The sequence below is a fragment of the Streptococcus oralis subsp. oralis genome, assembly GCF_000960035.1.
Taxonomy (GTDB): Bacteria; Bacillota; Bacilli; order Lactobacillales; family Streptococcaceae; genus Streptococcus; species Streptococcus oralis_G.
In genome coordinates, this window is record NZ_JYGR01000005.1 from 343,829 (window position 1) to 362,768 (window position 18,940).

16 protein-coding genes are annotated in these 18,940 nt (G+C 42.7%); 15 read left to right on the forward strand and 1 reads right to left on the reverse strand.

Annotated elements, in window-relative coordinates:
* Positions 1–14 precede the first annotated feature (14 nt).
* Positions 15–2,633, forward strand: a complete 2,619-nt coding sequence (gene alaS, locus TZ92_RS04830) for an alanine--tRNA ligase (RefSeq protein WP_033629502.1) — start codon at positions 15–17, stop codon at positions 2,631–2,633.
* 90 nt (positions 2,634–2,723) lie between these two features.
* Here alaS and TZ92_RS04835 read toward each other — a convergent pair whose 3' ends face one another.
* A complete protein-coding gene (locus TZ92_RS04835) occupies positions 2,724–4,172 on the reverse strand; it encodes an alpha-amylase (protein ID WP_033629503.1) in 1,449 nt (482 codons plus the stop codon).
* A 272-nt stretch (positions 4,173–4,444) separates the two neighbouring features.
* Between TZ92_RS04835 and TZ92_RS04840 the strand changes: the two genes are divergently transcribed.
* The 14 genes from TZ92_RS04840 to TZ92_RS04905 all read left to right on the forward strand — a co-directional run bounded on the left by TZ92_RS04840 (position 4,445) and on the right by TZ92_RS04905 (position 18,937).
* The gene (locus TZ92_RS04840; RefSeq protein ID WP_033629504.1) at positions 4,445–5,608 is read left to right on the forward strand and encodes a class I SAM-dependent rRNA methyltransferase; all 1,164 of its coding nucleotides are present in this window, start codon (positions 4,445–4,447) and stop codon (positions 5,606–5,608) included.
* The gene (gene aroD / locus TZ92_RS04845) at positions 5,605–6,282 is read left to right on the forward strand and encodes a type I 3-dehydroquinate dehydratase (protein ID WP_000767776.1); all 678 of its coding nucleotides are present in this window, start codon (positions 5,605–5,607) and stop codon (positions 6,280–6,282) included. Before TZ92_RS04840 ends, aroD begins: the two co-directional genes overlap by 4 nt.
* Positions 6,272–7,126: a shikimate dehydrogenase gene (locus tag TZ92_RS04850; RefSeq protein WP_033629505.1), complete on the forward strand. Its 855-nt coding sequence runs from the start codon at positions 6,272–6,274 to the stop codon at positions 7,124–7,126. Before aroD ends, TZ92_RS04850 begins: the two co-directional genes overlap by 11 nt.
* Before the next feature lie 18 nt (positions 7,127–7,144).
* Positions 7,145–8,212, forward strand: a complete 1,068-nt coding sequence (aroB, locus tag TZ92_RS04855) for a 3-dehydroquinate synthase (RefSeq protein WP_000702135.1) — start codon at positions 7,145–7,147, stop codon at positions 8,210–8,212.
* 9 nt (positions 8,213–8,221) lie between these two features.
* Positions 8,222–9,388 (forward strand): chorismate synthase, encoded by a 1,167-nt coding sequence (gene aroC, locus TZ92_RS04860; RefSeq protein ID WP_033629506.1) that lies wholly within the window; start codon positions 8,222–8,224, stop codon positions 9,386–9,388.
* Between the two features lie 9 nt (positions 9,389–9,397).
* The gene (locus TZ92_RS04865) at positions 9,398–10,501 is read left to right on the forward strand and encodes a prephenate dehydrogenase (RefSeq protein ID WP_033629507.1); all 1,104 of its coding nucleotides are present in this window, start codon (positions 9,398–9,400) and stop codon (positions 10,499–10,501) included.
* A gap of 10 nt (positions 10,502–10,511) precedes the next feature.
* Positions 10,512–10,850: a YlbF/YmcA family competence regulator gene (locus TZ92_RS04870; RefSeq protein ID WP_033629508.1), complete on the forward strand. Its 339-nt coding sequence runs from the start codon at positions 10,512–10,514 to the stop codon at positions 10,848–10,850.
* A gap of 90 nt (positions 10,851–10,940) precedes the next feature.
* Positions 10,941–12,224, forward strand: a complete 1,284-nt coding sequence (gene aroA / locus TZ92_RS04875; protein WP_033629509.1) for a 3-phosphoshikimate 1-carboxyvinyltransferase — start codon at positions 10,941–10,943, stop codon at positions 12,222–12,224.
* Positions 12,217–12,693, forward strand: coding sequence for a shikimate kinase (locus TZ92_RS04880; protein WP_033629510.1), 477 nt, complete (start codon positions 12,217–12,219; stop codon positions 12,691–12,693). The genes aroA and TZ92_RS04880 overlap by 8 nt, the downstream gene beginning before the upstream one ends.
* Positions 12,690–13,538 (forward strand): prephenate dehydratase, encoded by an 849-nt coding sequence (pheA, locus tag TZ92_RS04885; protein ID WP_033629511.1) that lies wholly within the window; start codon positions 12,690–12,692, stop codon positions 13,536–13,538. Before TZ92_RS04880 ends, pheA begins: the two co-directional genes overlap by 4 nt.
* Positions 13,535–14,830, forward strand: a complete 1,296-nt coding sequence (locus tag TZ92_RS04890; RefSeq protein ID WP_033629512.1) for an LCP family protein — start codon at positions 13,535–13,537, stop codon at positions 14,828–14,830. Before pheA ends, TZ92_RS04890 begins: the two co-directional genes overlap by 4 nt.
* 143 nt (positions 14,831–14,973) lie before the next feature.
* Entirely contained in the window at positions 14,974–15,810 is an 837-nt protein-coding gene (locus tag TZ92_RS04895) for a LicD family protein (RefSeq protein ID WP_001281444.1), read from the forward strand.
* The gene (locus TZ92_RS04900; protein WP_198921208.1) at positions 15,807–16,775 is read left to right on the forward strand and encodes a glycosyltransferase family 2 protein; all 969 of its coding nucleotides are present in this window, start codon (positions 15,807–15,809) and stop codon (positions 16,773–16,775) included. The genes TZ92_RS04895 and TZ92_RS04900 overlap by 4 nt, the downstream gene beginning before the upstream one ends.
* Positions 16,776–16,783: 8 nt before the next feature.
* Positions 16,784–18,937: a LicD family protein gene (locus tag TZ92_RS04905; protein ID WP_033629513.1), complete on the forward strand. Its 2,154-nt coding sequence runs from the start codon at positions 16,784–16,786 to the stop codon at positions 18,935–18,937.
* Positions 18,938–18,940: the final 3 nt, after the last annotated feature.

Sequence of the window (18,940 nt, forward strand, 5' to 3'; positions counted from 1 at the left end):
AATAAGGAGATATTATGAAACAACTATCTAGTGCTCAAGTTCGCCAAATGTGGCTTGATTTCTGGGCAAGCAAAGGTCACTCTGTAGAACCATCAGTCAGCTTGGTTCCAGTAAACGACCCAACTCTTTTGTGGATCAACTCTGGGGTAGCAACCCTTAAGAAATACTTTGACGGGACTATCATCCCTGAAAACCCACGTATTACCAATGCGCAAAAAGCTATCCGTACCAACGATATTGAAAATGTCGGAAAAACGGCTCGCCACCATACTATGTTTGAAATGTTGGGGAACTTCTCTATCGGGGATTACTTCCGTGACGAAGCCATCACTTGGGCTTATGAGCTTTTGACCAGCCCAGAATGGTTTGATTTTCCTGCTGAAAAACTGTACATGACCTACTATCCAGACGATAAGGATTCTTATAACCGCTGGATTGAAGTAGGAGTGGACCCAAGCCACTTGATCCCAATTGAAGACAACTTCTGGGAAATCGGTGCTGGACCTTCTGGACCTGATACAGAAATCTTCTTTGACCGTGGAGAAGCATTTGACCCAGAAAATATTGGTCTTCGTCTGCTTGCAGAAGATATCGAAAACGACCGTTACATCGAAATCTGGAATATCGTTTTGTCACAATTTAACGCTGATCCTGCTGTTCCTCGTAGCGAATACAAAGAATTGCCACACAAGAACATTGATACGGGCGCTGGTTTGGAGCGTTTGGTGGCTGTTATCCAAGGGGCTAAGACAAACTTTGAAACGGACCTCTTCATGCCGATTATCCGTGAAGTTGAGAAATTGTCAGGTAAGGTCTACGACCAAGATGGCGATAACATGAGCTTCAAGGTCATCGCTGACCACATCCGTTCCCTTTCATTTGCCATCGGTGATGGTGCTCTTCCAGGAAATGAAGGCCGTGGTTATGTCCTTCGTCGTCTCCTCCGTCGTGCTTCTATGCACGGTCAAAAATTGGGTATCAACGAGCCTTTCCTTTACAAACTCGTTCCAACTGTTGGAAAAATCATGGAAAGCTACTACCCAGAAGTGCTTGAAAAACGTGACTTTATCGAGAAAATTGTCAAGAGCGAGGAAGAGTCATTTGCTCGTACCCTTCACTCAGGTCAACACTTTGCAGAAACTATTGTAGCTGATTTGAAAGCGAAAGGTCAAAACGTTATCGCTGGGCAAGATGTCTTCAAACTTTACGATACATATGGATTCCCAGTTGAATTGACAGAAGAAATCGCTGAAGAAGCAGGGATGACTGTAGACCGTGAAGGTTTTGAAGCAGCCATGAAAGAACAGCAAGAACGTGCGCGTGCGTCAGCTGTCAAAGGCGGCTCAATGGGAATGCAAAATGAAACCCTTCAAAACATTACAGTGGAAAGTGTCTTCAACTACAATGCCAGTCAATTGCCTTCTAAGTTGGTGGCTATCGTGGCTGACAATGCTGAAGTAGAAGCTGTATCTGAAGGAACTGCCTCTCTCATCTTTGCGGAAACACCATTCTACGCTGAAATGGGTGGACAAGTAGCTGACCACGGTCAAATCTTGGATGCTGCTGGAAACATCGTAGCTACAGTGACAGATGTTCAAAAAGCACCAAATGGCCAAGCTCTTCATACTGTTGAAGTCCATGCTCCACTTACTTTGAATGCAGAATACACTTTGGCAATTGATACGGACCGTCGTCTTCGTGTCATGAAGAACCACACAGCGACTCACTTGCTCCATGCCGCTCTTCACAATATCCTTGGTAGCCACGCAACTCAAGCAGGATCTCTTAATGAAGTAGAATTCCTTCGCTTTGACTTTACCCACTTCCAAGCAGTTACGGCTGAAGAATTGCGTGCCATTGAACAGCAAGTCAACGAGAAAATCTGGGAAGCAATTGCAGTTAAGACTGTTGAGACAGATATTGACACAGCTAAGGAAATGGGAGCTATGGCCCTCTTTGGTGAGAAATACGGTAAAGAAGTCCGTGTTGTGACTATCGGTGACTACTCTGTGGAACTCTGTGGTGGTACCCACGTTGGCAACACTTCTGAAATTGGCCTCTTCAAGATTGTCAAAGAAGAAGGGATTGGTTCAGGAACTCGTCGTATCTTGGCAGTGACTGGTAAAGAAGCCTTTGAAGCCTACCGTGAACAAGAAGACGCTCTTAAAGCTGTTGCATCAACTCTTAAAGCACCTCAACTCAAGGAAGTACCTCACAAGGTTGAAGGCCTTCAAGAGCAACTCCGTCAATTGCAAAAAGAAAATGCAGAATTGAAGGAAAAAGCAGCAGCTGCAGCGGCAGGTGATGTCTTTAAGGATGTGAAGGAAGTCAACGGACACCGTTACATTGCAAGCCAAGTTTCTGTATCAGATGCAAGTGCCCTTCGTACCTTTGCGGATAACTGGAAACAAAAAGACTACTCTGATGTGCTTGTTCTAGTTGCCGCTATTGGTGACAAAGTCAATGTCCTCGTAGCAAGCAAGACTAAAGATGTGCATGCAGGAAACCTTGTCAAAGAATTGGCTCCAATCGTTGATGGACGTGGTGGTGGTAAACCAGACATGGCCATGGCAGGAGGAAGCAACCAAGCGAAAATCCAAGAACTCTTGGATGCAGTAGCAGGTAAATTATAAGAAAACATTTAGGATCTATCCACTTGGGTAGATCTTTTTGCATACACAAAAAAGCCAAATCCGGTTGGATTTGACTTGTACCTGATAGGTTTATTTTTCTGCCCAGACACTGACTGAACCCGCTGCTACTGGAAATTCTCCATAACCTTCATCATTGATCGTAACTTGTGCTGGATGATTTTCAAGGAGGTCAACAAAGGTTTGGTCAGCCCATTCTTGCCCGACAAACATAACCTTGCTGTTTTCTTGATCATTTGAAATCAAGACTGCGATTGGGGATTGATGTTCAGCGCCTGAACGGACCCATCCGATGCAGTTGGCATCGTCAAAGTAGTCTGTTTGCTCTCCATAGGCCATGTCTTTTCGGATGGTTAGGAGACGATCAAGAACTTCTCTGAAATCTTGTTGAGCAAATTGCCCTGAAATGCCGTAATAGTCTCCATAAAAGACACATGGAAGACCTTGCTCACGAAGAAGGATGAGGGCGTAGGCTGCTGGTTTAAACCATTCTTCGACGGTTGATTCAAGTGCCTGACCTCGTTGTGTATCGTGGTTGTCGACAAAAGTCACAGCCTTGTCAGGTTTGAGTTCAACCAGGCTATCTGTGAAAATGCCACGAAGGTCATAGTTGGAACCTGCTCGGCTAGCATCAAAGAGATTTTGATGAAGACGAACATCCACAAGGTCAAAGCGCTCCTCAATTTTCTCAAGGTAGTCTAGATTGGCTTCTTTGTCTGGATTCCAGAATTCCCCAAAAACATAGAAATCCTCACCGTATTTCTCCTTCATATCACGGATGAAATTGCCCATAAAGAAGGAGTCGATGTGCTTAACGGCATCCAAGCGGAAACCTGCCACTCCAGTCGTTTCCATGAACCAGTCAGCCCAGTCATAGATATTTTGGATGACTTCAGGGTGCTTAAAATCTAGGTCGGCATACATGAGGTAGTCGTAGTTACCGTTTTCGTTATCGACCAATTCCTCGTTGGCCCAACCTTTATTGTCTCCCTGGATCAGGTAAATGCCAGACTTACGGCGCTTGGCATCGTAATCCGTACCTGTAAAGTGGTACCAGTGCCAGTGGAAGTCATTGTAGGTGTCTTGGCGACCATCGAAGGTGAAGTGAGTCCAGCCATTGATAGTAAAGGGCTCGCTTAGCTGAAGGGTACGATCCTCAGGATCCACTTCAATAACCTGAAAGGCTTCCATATGATCGGCAGCAGCCTTGTGATTGAGCACCACATCGGCCATAGGTTGAATTCCCTGTGCCTTTAGAGTTTGAATGGCTTGAAGATAGTCTTCTTTAAACCCATACTTGGTACGGACAGTCCCTTTTTGGTGAAATTCGCCTAGGTCAAAAAGATCGTAAACACCATAGCCGACATCTTTTTCATTGGTTGCCTTGAAGGCAGGTGGCATCCAGACATGGCTGATACCAAGGTTTGCTAGGTGCTCGGCATCATTTGTCAGTCGCGTCCAGTGTTGGCCGTCGTGAGGCAAATACCATTCAAAGTATTGCATAAGTGTCTGATTTTGCATTATTTTTCCTCTTGCTTATCAATGTTGTGTTTTATTCTACCATAAAGTTTAGAACTAGGCAAACGTTTGCGCAAGATTCTATACTCATTTCTGTTTTTGTCTATTTTTAGCGAATAGAATCTCTCTTTCCATTATAAGGGAAAGGATGTTTTGGTGGAAAAGTAAATGGCATATACTTATTTTAACAAAAATGACACTCAGTAAACTAAAGTACAACTGGTTAAACGGTTTCTTTTTTGAGAATTGTCACAAATTTTGCTATAATAGTAGCTATGAATAGAATTAGGGTCAGCAGACGAGTTGAAAAAAAGCTAGCTAAGGGTCTAGTTCTTTTGGAAGCAAGTGATTTAACAGATATTGAACTGACGGATCAGGCAGTAGAAGTTCTTAGTCAAGACGGGAAGTTTTTAGGGAGCGCCTATCTTTCTCAACAGAATAAGGGAATCGGTTGGTTGGTCAGCAAGGAAAAGGTTGGTTTCAATCAAGCCTTTTTTGAAATCCTGTTTCGTAAGGCTAAGGAAGCTAGAAAGCCTTATTATCAAGATGACTTGACAACTGCCTTTCGCCTTTTTAACCAAGAGGGGGATGGTTTTGGGGGTCTGACTATTGATCTCTATGGAGATTATGCTGTTTTTTCTTGGTACAACTCCTTTGTTTACCAAATTCGTGAGCTAATCGTAAAGGCTTTTAAGGAAGTTTTTCCTGAGGTCTTGGGGGCTTATGAGAAGATTCGTTTTAAAGGTCTAGACTACGAGTCTGCCTATGTTTATGGTGAGGAAGCACCAGACTACTTTACTGTTCTTGAGAATGGCGTGCTCTATCAAGTCTTTATGAATGATGGCTTGATGACAGGGATTTTCCTAGACCAGCATGAGGTTCGTGGGAGTCTGGTTGACGGTCTAGCCATGGGCAAATCTTTGCTCAATATGTTTTCCTATACGGCTGCCTTTTCAGTTGCTGCAGCTATGGGAGGCGCTAGTGAGACGACTTCTGTCGACTTGGCAAAACGATCGATAGAGCTGTCAGAAGCTCATTTTCAGGCAAATGGACTTAGCACAGACAATCACCGTTTTATCGTCATGGATGTTTTTGAGTACTTCAAGTATGCCAAGCGAAAAGGCTTGACCTATGATGTGATTGTGCTTGATCCGCCGAGCTTTGCCCGCAATAAAAAACAAACATTCTCTGTAGCTAAGGACTATCACAAGTTGATTTCCCAGAGTCTAGAGATTTTAAATCCGGGAGGCATTATCATTGCCAGTACCAATGCTGCCAATGTTTCCCGCCAGAAATTTACAGAACAAATTGATAAAGGTTTTGCAGGAAGAAGGTATCAGATCTTGAACCAATATGGTCTTCCAGCTGACTTTGCCCATAATAAAAAAGATGAAAGCAGTAATTACCTCAAGGTGATTAGTATGAAGGTTAGTAGATGAAATTAATCGTTTCAGTGATGCCAAGAAGTTTAGAAGAAGCGCAAGAACTGGATGCAACTAGGTATGAAGATGCCGATATCATTGAGTGGCGTGCGGACTTTCTTGCAAAGGACGCTATTTTACAGGTAGCACCCGCTATCTTTGAGAAATTTGCAGGACGCGAACTTGTCTTTACCCTTCGGACCCGCGCTGAGGGAGGAGAAATCGAACTTTCCTCAGAAGAGTATGTTCAAATCATCAAGGAAGTTACTCAGCTTTATCAGCCGGATTATGTAGATTTTGAGTATTTCAGCTACAAGGACGTTTTTGAGGAAATGTTGGATTTTCCAAATCTTGTTTTGAGTTACCATAATTTCCAGGAGACACCTGAAAATATGATGGAAATCCTGTCTGAGTTGACCAGTCTCTCTCCAAAAGTGGTCAAGGTATCAGTTATGGCCCATACGGAGCAGGATGTTTTAGACCTGATGAATTACACTCGAGGATTTAAAACACTCAATCCTGAACAAGAGTACGTGACCATTTCCATGGGGAAAATGGGCAAGGTATCCCGTATCACTTCAGATGTGACGGGTTCAAGTTGGTCATTTGCTAGTCTGGATGAAGCGAGTGCCCCAGGTCAGATTTCGCTATCAAACATGAAGAAAATCAGGGAGATTTTGGATGAAGCTTGATGGCTATACACGTTTAGCTGCAGTTGTTGCCAATCCTATCAAACACTCTATTTCACCCTTTATCCACAATAGGGCCTTTGAGGCGACAGCTATTAATGGCGCCTATGTAGCTTGGGAGATTGAAGCGGGTGATTTGGCAGAAACAGTCGCCAATATTCGCCGTTACCAGATGTTTGGCATCAACCTGTCTATGCCTTACAAGGAGCAAGTGATTCCTTATCTGGATGAGTTGAGTGATGAGGCTCGTTTGATTGGGGCGGTCAACACAGTTGTTAATCAAGATGGAACGTTAATTGGATATAATACAGATGGCAAGGGATTTTTTAAGAGCTTGCCTTCTTTTACAATTTCGGATAAGAAAATGACCATTCTGGGGGCAGGTGGTGCGGCCAAGTCCATTTTGGCGCAGGCTATTTTGAATGGCGTCAGTCAGATTTCAGTCTTTGTTCGTTCAGTTTCCATGGAAAAAACAAGACCTTATCTAGACAAGTTGCAGGAGCAAACAGGATTTAAAGTGGACTTGTATGCTTTAGAAGATCTTTCTGAACTGCAATCAAGGATTGCCGATTCGCACTTACTAGTCAATGCCACCAGTGTGGGCATGGATGGCCAGTCGTCACCAGTTTCAGAAAGCATCAATTTGCCGGAAACTCTCTTGGTTGCAGATATCATTTACCAACCCTTTGAAACTCCATTTTTGAAATGGGCTAAAAGTCAGGGGAATCCAGCAATTAATGGCCTAGGAATGTTGCTCTATCAAGCTGCTGAAGCTTTTCAACTGTGGACAGGTAAAGAAATGCCGACAGACGAGATTTGGCAGTCCTTAACAGAAAAATATAAATAGTGAAAAGGAGACCCTCCTATGAAAATCAGAATCGATATTCCGCATCATCCTTATGATATTCAGATTGAAAAAGGTTGTCTGGCTCAGGCTGGTCAATGGTTGCGAGAACTCTGGCAACCGCAAAAAGTGGTCATTGTAACCGACAACCATGTAGCTTCTCTCTATGCAGAGAAGGTTAAACTCAGCCTAGAAGATGCTGGTTTTCAGGTAGCTGTTTTTGACTTTTTAGAAGGTGAAGAAAGAAAGAATTTAACTACTGTTCAGAAAGTCTATGAGTTTCTAGTTAAGCAGGGGTTGACTCGTAGCGATGGGATTGTGGCCCTTGGTGGTGGTGTCGTTGGGGACCTGGCTGGCTTTGTAGCTTCTACCTATATGCGTGGGATTCACTTTGTTCAGATTCCGACTAGTTTGACAGCCCAGGTAGATTCTTCTATCGGTGGAAAGACGGGTGTCAATACTCCATTTGCTAAAAATATGGTGGGAACTTTTGCCCAACCAGATGGGGTTCTGATTGACCCGCTGGTCCTTGAAACACTCGGAAAAAGGGAGTTGATTGAAGGGATGGGTGAGGTTATCAAGTATGGCTTGATTGAGGATCCAGAACTTTGGGCTCTCTTGACGGAGCTGGATGGTTCTGTAGAGAGCATTCTGGAGCATGCAGAGACTTTGATTGAACATTCTTGTCAGGTTAAGCGGAAGATGGTGGTTGAAGATGAGTTGGATAACGGTGTTCGTCTTTACCTCAATTTTGGGCACACTATTGGTCATGCCATTGAAGCAACGGCCGGTTATGGCAAAGTCATGCATGGTGAGGCCGTGGCCATGGGGATGGTGCAGATTTCCAAGGTTGCTGAGGAAAAAGGTCTTATGCCAGAAGGAATAACCCAGTCCATCACAGCTATGTGTCAGAAATTTGGTTTGCCAGTTGACTATGAAAACTGGGATGTTGACAAGCTTTATCAGGCTTTGACTCATGACAAGAAAGCGCGTGGGAACACCTTGAAATTGGTCTTGGTGCCAGAGCTTGGTTCGGCGACTATTCATCCAGTTTCTCTGGAAGAGATGAAAGACTACTTGGTAAAATAAGGAGAGCCTATGAGATATTTAACTGCGGGAGAATCACACGGACCCCGTCTGACGGCTATTATTGAAGGAATTCCTGCTGGACTTCCTTTGACAGCAGAGGCCATCAATGAAGATTTGAAACGTCGTCAAGGTGGATATGGTCGTGGTGGTCGTATGAAAATTGAGAGTGATCAGGTTGTCTTTACATCGGGCGTTCGCCACGGGAAAACAACAGGGGCTCCCATTACCATGGATGTCGTCAATAAAGACCACCAAAAATGGCTGGATATCATGTCTGCTGAGGACATTGAAGACCGCCTTAAAAGCAAACGGAAAATCACTCATCCTCGGCCAGGTCATGCCGACTTGGTTGGTGGCATTAAGTACCGTTTTGACGATTTGCGAAATTCTTTGGAGCGTTCATCAGCTCGTGAAACAACCATGCGAGTAGCAGTTGGAGCAGTAGCCAAACGCCTCTTGGCTGAGCTAGATATGGAGATTGCCAACCATGTCGTGGTCTTTGGTGGCAAGGAAATAGATGTACCTGGAAATCTGACCGTGGCTGAAATCAAGCAACGAGCTGCCCAGTCTGAAGTTTCTATTGTCAACCAAGAGCGGGAACAGGAAATCAAGGACTATATTGACCAAATCAAACGTGACGGTGATACCATCGGTGGAGTTGTGGAGACAGTCGTCGGAGGCGTTCCAGTTGGTCTTGGTTCCTATGTTCAATGGGACCGAAAATTGGATGCGCGATTGGCCCAAGCAGTTGTTTCTATCAATGCCTTTAAAGGGGTGGAATTTGGTCTTGGATTTGAAGCTGGTTACCGTAAGGGCAGCCAAGTTATGGATGAAATTCTCTGGTCTAAAGAAGACGGTTATACTCGCCGTACTAACAATCTGGGCGGTTTTGAGGGTGGTATGACTAATGGGCAACCCATTGTTGTTCGTGGCGTCATGAAACCCATTCCTACTCTCTACAAACCACTTATGAGTGTGGATATCGAAACTCACGAACCTTACAAGGCAACCGTGGAGAGAAGTGATCCGACCGCTCTTCCAGCTGCAGGAGTGGTTATGGAAGCCGTTGTAGCAACGGTTCTGGCACAAGAAATCCTCGAAAAATTCTCATCAGATAATCTAGAGGAGTTAAAAGAGGCAGTTGCCAAGCACCGAGACTATACAAAGAACTATTAAGGAGTTCCTATGGCAAAAACAGTCTATATCGCAGGTCTTGGTTTGATTGGTGCCTCTATGGCCCTTGGTATCAAACGTGATCATCCAGATTATGAAATTTTAGGTTATAATCGCAGTCAAGCTTCGAGAGATATCGCCTTGAAAGAAGGCATGATTGACCGTGCAACGGATGATTTTGCCAGTTTTGCTCCTTTGGCAGATATCATTATCCTCAGTTTGCCAATCAAACAAACCATTGCTTTCATTAAGGAGTTGGCTAACTTGGATTTGAAAGAAGGCGTCATTATTTCAGATGCTGGTTCGACCAAGTCAGCCATTGTGGATGCAGCGGAGGAATATTTGACTGGCAAGTCTGTTCGATTTGTCGGGGCCCATCCCATGGCTGGTAGCCACAAGACAGGAGCTGCTTCTGCGGATGTTAATCTTTTTGAAAATGCCTATTATATCTTCACACCATCGAGCCTGACAAGTCCTGACACACTTGAGGAAATGAAGGATCTGCTTTCAGGCCTTCATGCTCGTTTTATCGAGATTGATGCCAAGGAGCATGATCGAGTGACTTCACAGATTAGTCATTTTCCACATATCTTGGCATCAGGTCTCATGGAGCAAACAGCTGTCTATGCTCAAGAACATGAGATGACAAGGCGCTTTGCGGCGGGTGGTTTTCGAGATATGACCCGGATTGCAGAGAGTGAACCAGGTATGTGGACTTCCATTCTCTTGTCCAATCGCGAGACCATCCTAGAGCGGATTGAGGATTTCAAGGACCGTTTAGATGAGATTGGTCAGGCTATTAGCAAGGGGGAAGAAGAGCAGATTTGGAACTTTTTCAACCAAGCGCGTGAGCAACGTCAGGCCATGGAAATTCATAAACGTGGTGGTGTGGATAGTTCTTATGACCTCTATGTCGATGTTCCCGATGAAGAAGATGTTATCTTGCGGATTCTGGAATTACTTCGTGGGACTTCTTTGGTTAATATCCACATCAACGAAGAAAACCGTGAAGATGTTCACGGGATTCTGCAGATTTCATTTAAAAATGCTCAGGATCTGGAACGAGCTGAGCGCTTAATTACAGAAAATACGGACTACACAGTCGTCATCAAATAAGGAGAAAATCATGTCAAATATTTACGATAGTGCAAATGAACTTAGTCGCGGGTTACGCGAATTATCAGAATACAAGGCAGTTAAGGCAGCCAAAGATGCCATCCAAGCTGATGAACAAGCTAGCAAGATTTTTGCAGACTACCTCGCTTTCCAGCAAGAAATTCAAGTCATGGCGCAAACGGGACAAATGCCAGACGCCTCTTTCCAAGAAAAGATGCAGTCTTTCAGCAAACAAATCCAAGAGAACGCTCTTTTGTCAGATTTCTTTGCCAAACAGCAACAATTGTCCATTTATCTTTCGGACATTGAAAAAATTGTCTTTGAACCTGTTTCAGAATTATTGAAATAGTATTTTATCTGTATAAAAGCCAGAAATTTCAGGAATTTCTGGCTTTTTTGTGATAAAATAAGAAAAAGTATTGCAAGTATGAGGTCAACTATGAAACTAAAAACAAACATTCGCCACTTACATGGCAGTATCCGGGTTCCAGGTGACAAGTCTATCAGCCACCGTTCGATTATTTTTGGAAGTTTGGCTGAGGGAGAAACTAAAGTTTATGATATTCTGCGTGGAGAGGATGTACTTTCAACCATGCAGGTTTTTCGTGACCTTGGTGTTGAAATTGAGGATAAAGATGGGGTTATTACCATTCAAGGTGTAGGCATGGATGGCTTAAAAGCTCCGCAAAACGCCTTGGATATGGGGAATTCTGGCACCTCGATTCGCCTGATTTCAGGTGTCCTGGCTGGTGCAGACTTCGAAGTAGAAATGTTTGGAGATGATAGTCTTTCTAAACGTCCTATGGACCGTGTGACGATTCCATTGAAAAAAATGGGTGTCAGCATTTCGGGGCAAACAGAGCGAGACCTGCCTCCTCTTTGCTTAAAAGGAACGAAAAATTTAAAACCGATTCACTATGAGTTGCCAATCGCCTCTGCGCAAGTCAAGTCTGCCTTGATATTTGCAGCCTTGCAGGCTCAGGGGGAGTCCGTTATTATCGAGAAAGAATGTACTCGCAACCACACCGAAGATATGCTTCAGCAATTTGGTGGTCATTTAAGTGTGGATGGCAAAAAAATCACAGTTCAAGGACCACAAAAACTGATCGGACAAAAGGTAGTTGTTCCAGGAGATATTTCCAGTGCAGCCTTTTGGTTGGTCGCTGGTTTGATTGTTCCAAACTCTCGTGTAGTACTGCAGAATGTGGGCATCAATGAAACGCGTACTGGTATTATTGATGTCATTCGTGCTATGGGTGGGAAATTGGAAATAACTGAAATCGATCCAGTCGCAAAATCTGCAACCCTAACTGTTGAGTCTTCTGACTTAAAAGGAACAGAAATTGGTGGAGCCTTGATTCCACGCTTGATTGATGAGTTGCCGATTATTGCCCTGCTTGCTACCCAAGCAGAAGGAGTGACGGTTATTAAGGATGCTGAGGAACTCAAGGTCAAGGAAACTGACCGCATTCAGGTGGTGGCTGGCGCCTTAAATAGCATGGGTGCGGATATCACTCCCACAGCAGATGGAATGGTTATCAAAGGGAAATCCTCCCTTCATGGTGCGAGAGTCAATACCTTTGGTGACCACCGTATCGGGATGATGACAGCCATTGCTGCCCTCTTGGTTTCAGATGGAGAAGTCGAGCTTGACCGTGCTGAAGCCATCAATACCAGCTATCCTAGCTTCTTTGATGATTTGGAGAGCTTGATTCATGGCTAAGGTATTACTCGGATTTATGGGGGCAGGCAAGTCGACAATCGCTAGAGGATTGAACCCAGACTACATTGATATGGACGCCTTAATCGAGGAACGTTTGGGCATGTCCATTGCGAATTTCTTTGCTGAAAAAGGAGAAGTGGCCTTTCGTCAAGTAGAGTCAGAAGTCCTAGCTGACTTACTAAAAACGGACCGAGTTGTGTCAACTGGCGGAGGAGTTATCATTTCTCAGAGAAATCGTGACTTGCTCAAAACCAATCCTAATAACATCTACCTAAAAGCAGATTTTGAAACCCTCTACCAACGTATCGCAGCTGATAAGGACAATCAACGCCCGCTCTTTCTTAACAAAAGCAAGGAAGAACTGGCAGCTATTTTCCAAGAAAGACAAGCTTGGTATGAGGAAGTAGCCAGTCGGGTTTTGGATGTGACCAAGTTAAGCCCAGAGGAAATTATAGAGGAACTGAGATGAAAATTGCCTATCTAGGTCCCAAGGGATCTTTTTCGCATCATGTTGTGCAGACAGCTTTTCCCAAAGAGGAATTGCAGGCTTTTGCCAATATCACAGATGTCATCAAGGCCTATGAACAGGGCTTGGTGGACTATTCTGTGGTACCAGTTGAAAACTCCATTGAAGGTAGTGTTCATGAAAGCTTGGATTACCTTTTTCACCAGGCTCGCATCCAAGCAGTTGCAGAAATCGTCCAGCCTATTCACCAGCAGTTGATGGTGATTCCAGGTCAGTCAAAAATTGAGAAAATTTTTTCCCATCCTCAGGCTTTAGCTCAAGGAAAGAAATTCATCGACAAACACTACCCAGAGGCTAAAATTGAGATAACAGCCAGTACCGCCTATGCAGCTCGCTTTATTTCGGAACATCCAGATCAGCCTTATGCAGCCATTGCTCCTAAAAGTTCAGCTGAAGAATATGGCTTGGAATTAATTGCAGAGGATATTCAGGAAATGGAAGCCAATTTCACACGTTTTTGGGTGTTAGGTGCAGAGATTCCGAAGGTTCCTTTGAACTCACAAGCTGAAAAAATGAGTTTGGCCTTGACCTTACCAGACAACTTACCTGGTGCTCTTTACAAGGCACTTTCGACTTTTGCTTGGAGAGGGATTGACTTAACAAAGATTGAAAGTCGCCCCCTTAAAACAGCCTTGGGAGAATACTTTTTCATTATCGATGTAGACTATAGTGACAAAGAACTGGTTCATTTTGCAAGACAAGAACTAGAAGCTATTGGAATCCAGCACAAGATCCTGGGAACCTACCCGATTTTTACCATAACTGATATAGAAAAGGAGAGTCAATGAGCAAAGAAAATCCTTTAAGTCATCACGAGCAGTTACGTTATGACTATCTCTTCAAAAATATCCATTACCTCAACGACCGTGAACGGAGGGAATTTGATTATCTGCAACAGAAAATGGCAGGTCCCAAGTCTGAAGTTCACCATTTCCACCAAGAAGAAAAAGAAGAAACTTGGGGTAGAGATATTGATCTTCCGACCTACGGCAGTAGAAGCCGGTCTAAGAAACGTGAAAAGGTAGCTCCTCAACCTAAAGTCAAAAAGAAAAAGAGAAGAATTCGCTTCAAACGAATACTGACTTGGTTCCTGCTGTTGATTACTTGTGTGCTTGCAGGGATGATTTTTATGTTTCTTAGAGGGTTCCAGTCAGCAGCCAATCCAACAAATAAGCCAGCTGACGCCAAGGCAGCTCAAGTAGAGGTCTTTAACGGTCAGGATACCAAAGATGGTGTGAATATTTTAGTCATGGGGACAGATGGCCGTATCGGTCAAAATAGTTCGGAGACTCGTACTGACACCATCATGGTGCTGAATGTCAGTGGATCGGATAAGAAGATTAAACTAGTCAGCTTTATGCGTGACAACTTAGTTTATATCGACGGGTACAGTAAGATTGTAAATGGCCAGAAACAGATGGATAACAAACTAAATGTTGCCTATGAACTTGGGGAACAAGAAGGGCAAAAAGGGGCTGAAATGGTTCGCAAGGTTCTAAAAGACAACTTTGATTTGGATATTAAGTACTATGCTCTGGTCGACTTCCAGGCCTTTGCAACAGCTATTGATACCCTCTTCCCTGACGGAGTAACGATTGATGCCCAATTCTCAACATTGAATGGTCAACCTTTAACAGAAGCCACAGTTGGAGATGACCTTCATGCAACAGAGACAGAGTCCCCAACTCAAACCATCAAAGTTGGAAAACAGCAGATGAATGGCTCCACCTTGCTGAACTACGCTCGCTTCCGTGATGATGATGAGGGAGACTATGGCCGTACCAAACGTCAGCAACAAGTCATGTCAGCAGTTCTTGAGCAAATCAAAGATCCAACCAAGCTCTTTACGGGATCAGAGGCACTTGGAAAAGTCTTTGCGATGACTTCGACCAATTTACCGTATAGCTTCTTGTTGACCAATGGTTTATCTGTCATTGAAGGCGCTCAGAATGGTATCGAAAGATTAACTGTTCCCGAACTTGGTGACTGGGTAGATGCTTATGATATCTATGGTGGACAAGGACTTCTAGTTGATCAAAATAAATACCAGACCAAACTCGCCCAAATGGGAATGAGATAGAATACTATAAAAAAATCAAAGTTTGAATCACTAGTGAAAAAGTGGTTTAGGCTTTGATTTTTCTTAGTATCTGATGGATTTTTAGGGCTTTTTTATGGTATAATAAAACGATATAACTCGTTATTGGACAGAAGAGGAGAGACATGAGTGATTTGAAAGCGATTCAGGCTCGTAGTCTGGAAATGGCTGAATATTTCGTCGCATTTTGTAAAGAACATGATTTATTGTGCTATCTCTGTGGTGGAGGAGCCATTGGCGCCCTTCGTAATAAGGGCTTCATTCCTTGGGATGATGATTTGGACTTTTTCATGCCACGTAAGGACTATGAAAAATTAGCAGAGCTGTGGCCACGTTATGCAGACGAGCGTTATTTCTTGTCAAAGAGTAACAAAGATTTTGTAGACCGTAACCTTTTTATTACCATTCGTGATAAGGAAACCACTTGTATCAAGCCTTATCAGAAGGATTTGGATTTGCCACACGGTTTGGCCTTGGATGTTTTACCTTTGGATTATTATCCTAAAAATCCAGCTGAGCGTAAGAAACAAGTTCGTTGGGCCCTGATTTACTCACTCTTTTGTGCGCAAACTATCCCAGAAAAGCATGGTGCAGTCATGAAATGGGGAAGTCGTATCTTACTCGGCCTGACTCCAAAATCTCTACGTTATCGCATTTGGAAAAAAGCTGAAAAAGAAATGACCAAGTATGGTCTGGCTGAGAGCGATGGAATTACGGAATTATGCTCAGGTCCTGGCTACATGCGAAACAAATACCCAATCGCATCTTTTGAAGACAATCTTTTCTTGCCATTTGAAGGAACTGAGATGCCCATCCCAGTCGGTTATGATGCCTATCTCAGCACTGCTTTTGGGGATTATATGACACCGCCACCAGCGGACAAGCAAGTACCGCATCATGACGCCATTATAGCAGACATGGACAAGAGCTACACAGAGTACAAGGGAGAATACGGAGCATGATGGGAGAAAAAATAAGCGTTATCGTTCCAGTTTACAATGTAGAAGCCTATCTGGAGAAGTGTGTCGAATCCATTTTAAAACAGACCTATACCAACTTGGAAATTCTTCTTGTCAATGACGGCTCAACGGATACTAGTGGAGAACTGTGTGATCAATTAGCTCAAAGAGATCAACGGATTCGTGTCATTCACAAGGAAAACGGTGGCTTGTCTGACGCTCGAAATCGAGGGATTGATGAGGCGAGTTCTGATTTGATTGGTTTTATCGATAGTGATGACTATATTGACGAAGATATGTATGAGACCCTTTACCGTCAAATGCTAGAATCCAATGCTGATCTTTCTATGTGTGGACATTATGATGTCTATCACCAAATTCCAGAAAAGCAAGTTGCAGCGATTCAGACCTGGGAATTAAGTCCCCAAGAAGCCATTAAAATGGTTATGGAAGCTAAAATTCTCTCTGTCACAGCTGTCAACAAACTTTATAAAAAAGAACTCTTTGAACACCTACGATTTGAAATTGGCAAAATAGCAGAAGATGCCTTTATCATGATTGCCTTGATTCATCACTGTCGCAAGGTTGTCGCAACAAATGAGAAGAAATACTACTATGTTCACCGTGAAAATAGTATCACGACTCAAAAATTCTCCTTGAAATTCTTAAATGTTATTGAGGCTTATGAGCAAAACGCCGATATTATCAGAGAGAATTATCCTGAACTGGCAGATGTTGCAACCATGCGTTTAAACTGGGCTTACTTCTATGTATTGGATAGGCTCTTGGTTGATGCAGATTTCAAGGATAGGGTCTTAGAAGACCGTTTGATTGCCTATCTGAAGAAAAACACAAAGAACATTTTTTCAGATAGCCGTTTTACAAGAGCAAGAAAAGTGAGCTTTTTAGCTTTGTGCCTGAGTCGAAAATTGTATACGAAAATCTTGCTTGCACAAACTAAGAGTTAGGAGAAACAATGATTTCATTTATTGAAAAAAACTATTTTAAAATCAATCTGCTGTTTTTATCAGTTATATCTTTTTACTGTATGGCAGGCTTGATTGTCCCACTTCAGTCGATTTCGGCCAATAAATTTGTCACTCTTGGCATGACCCTCATGGGCGTTTTGTTGGGACTTTATAATTTCTTTATCAAAAAAGCCTATCTGACTGTCAGAAAAATTGAGTATTTGATTCTCTTTTTTCTAATGAATATCCTGACTGCGGTCTTAGTTGTAAAATATGGATTTTCAACAAACATAAAGAACTTAGTTGTCTTTTTCATCTATTTCTTTGCAATCTATCCAGTCTTTCAATCTTTTACTGTGAAAAAAGCACGTGCCCTCTTTGAAGTCTTCTTCTCAGTTATCACTGTTGCAAATACTATAGGTGTACTTGTATCAATTTGGCAATTCTTCATGTTGCAGGGTTACCGCGTATTTGATTACAAGGGGTTATTGATCCGCCAAGGATTTGTAGAATCTCGTCTATTTGGTATTCTAGCCAGTCCCAACTATCTCTCTATTATTTCTCTGATGGTGGTTATTTACTTGTGGATGCGCTTGTCAATCTACAAGCCAGTCCTTAAAACTCTGGCTATTTCATCGATTCTGCTTAATTTTGCTTACATTGTACTGTCTGGTTCCAGAACAACCTACATCTGTTTGCTAGTAGTTGCCCTCTTATATGCTTTGATGACGGCTAACTGGACTAAAAAAAGCAAGTCACTTCTTACTGTTCTAGTAATAGTAGGATTGGTATTTGTTGGCTATAATGGTATCAAATATAGTAGTGACATTTACTTAAAAACTCACTCAGCTCAAATCCAAAAGAACCGAGAAAACGGACAAAATGGAGACAACAATCTTTCTCTTGAGAGAACTGACACCAGTGAGGAGAATATCTCCAATAACCGTTTTGCCATTTGGCAGTCAACAGCTTCCTTTATCCCTAGACGTCCTCTGTTTGGATATTCAGGTGGAAATTGGTATGAGTTAGGTAAAGAATATGATGCTTCAGCCTATATCATCAAACAACATTATCTTACTCACAACGGCTACCTTGAGTTGTTATTCTATGATGGTATCACAGGTTTTATCCCTATGGCTATCTTTATGCTTTCCTTCATCATTTCAAGTCTTAAGAAATATAAAAAAGACCTTCAAGAAGGTCGCCACAATCATGAATTAATCACCATTCTGTTGATGACTGTTGTTATTCTCATTTCTAACTTGTTCTTGAGTTCAACCTTCTATGGAATTTCTCTACAGGGTTGTATCTTGTTTGTGATTTCAGGTTACTATTTTTCTGTTCTCTATAAAAAAAGAGATGGCTACAGAAAGCTAGACGAAGCAGAAATCAAAGAAGTTGAACTAGGTGTCATGGATTATATCCACAATCTCTGTCAAAAAGAGAATATCAACTATTCATTGGCTTATGGAACCTTGCTGGGAGCAGTGAGACACAAGGGTTACATTCCTTGGGATGACGATATTGATATCTCTTTGAAACGCGATGAATACGACAAATTGTATCAAGCTATTTTGCAAGATAATGACCCTGTCTACAAAGTGGTTTCCTGGGAAAATGACGCTCGCTACCCTTACCCATTTTATCGAGTCTATGATGCGCGAACAGTCTATGATAACAACTATATCGACAATGATATTGATTTAGGAATTTGTGTGGACGTTTTCCCATTTGACTATTATGCTGATGTTAACAAAGACATGGTAAAACTGGATACTTACCGTCGTTTATCAGTCTATACCCTTTATGGCATCCATAATAAGAATGCGAAATTCAAGAATATCGTCCGATATATACTTGTCCTTGTATTTCGTCTGACTCGTGTCAAAACTTGGAACCAAAAGATGAACATCCTATCTATGCAAGAAAAAGATGGAGACTTCATTGACTACCTCATGGAGAACAAAAGAGTTTCTACGAAGTTTGACAAGTCCTTCTTGGATACAACGATTGACAGTCCATTTGAAGATAGAGTTTACAAAATTCCTGCGGCCTATCAGCAAATCCTTTCTGCCATCTACGGGGATGATTTTATGGAAATTCCTCCTCTAGAAAAACGAGTGAAGCATGATGACTTCCTTGCATACATAAAGGAGGGATAGGAC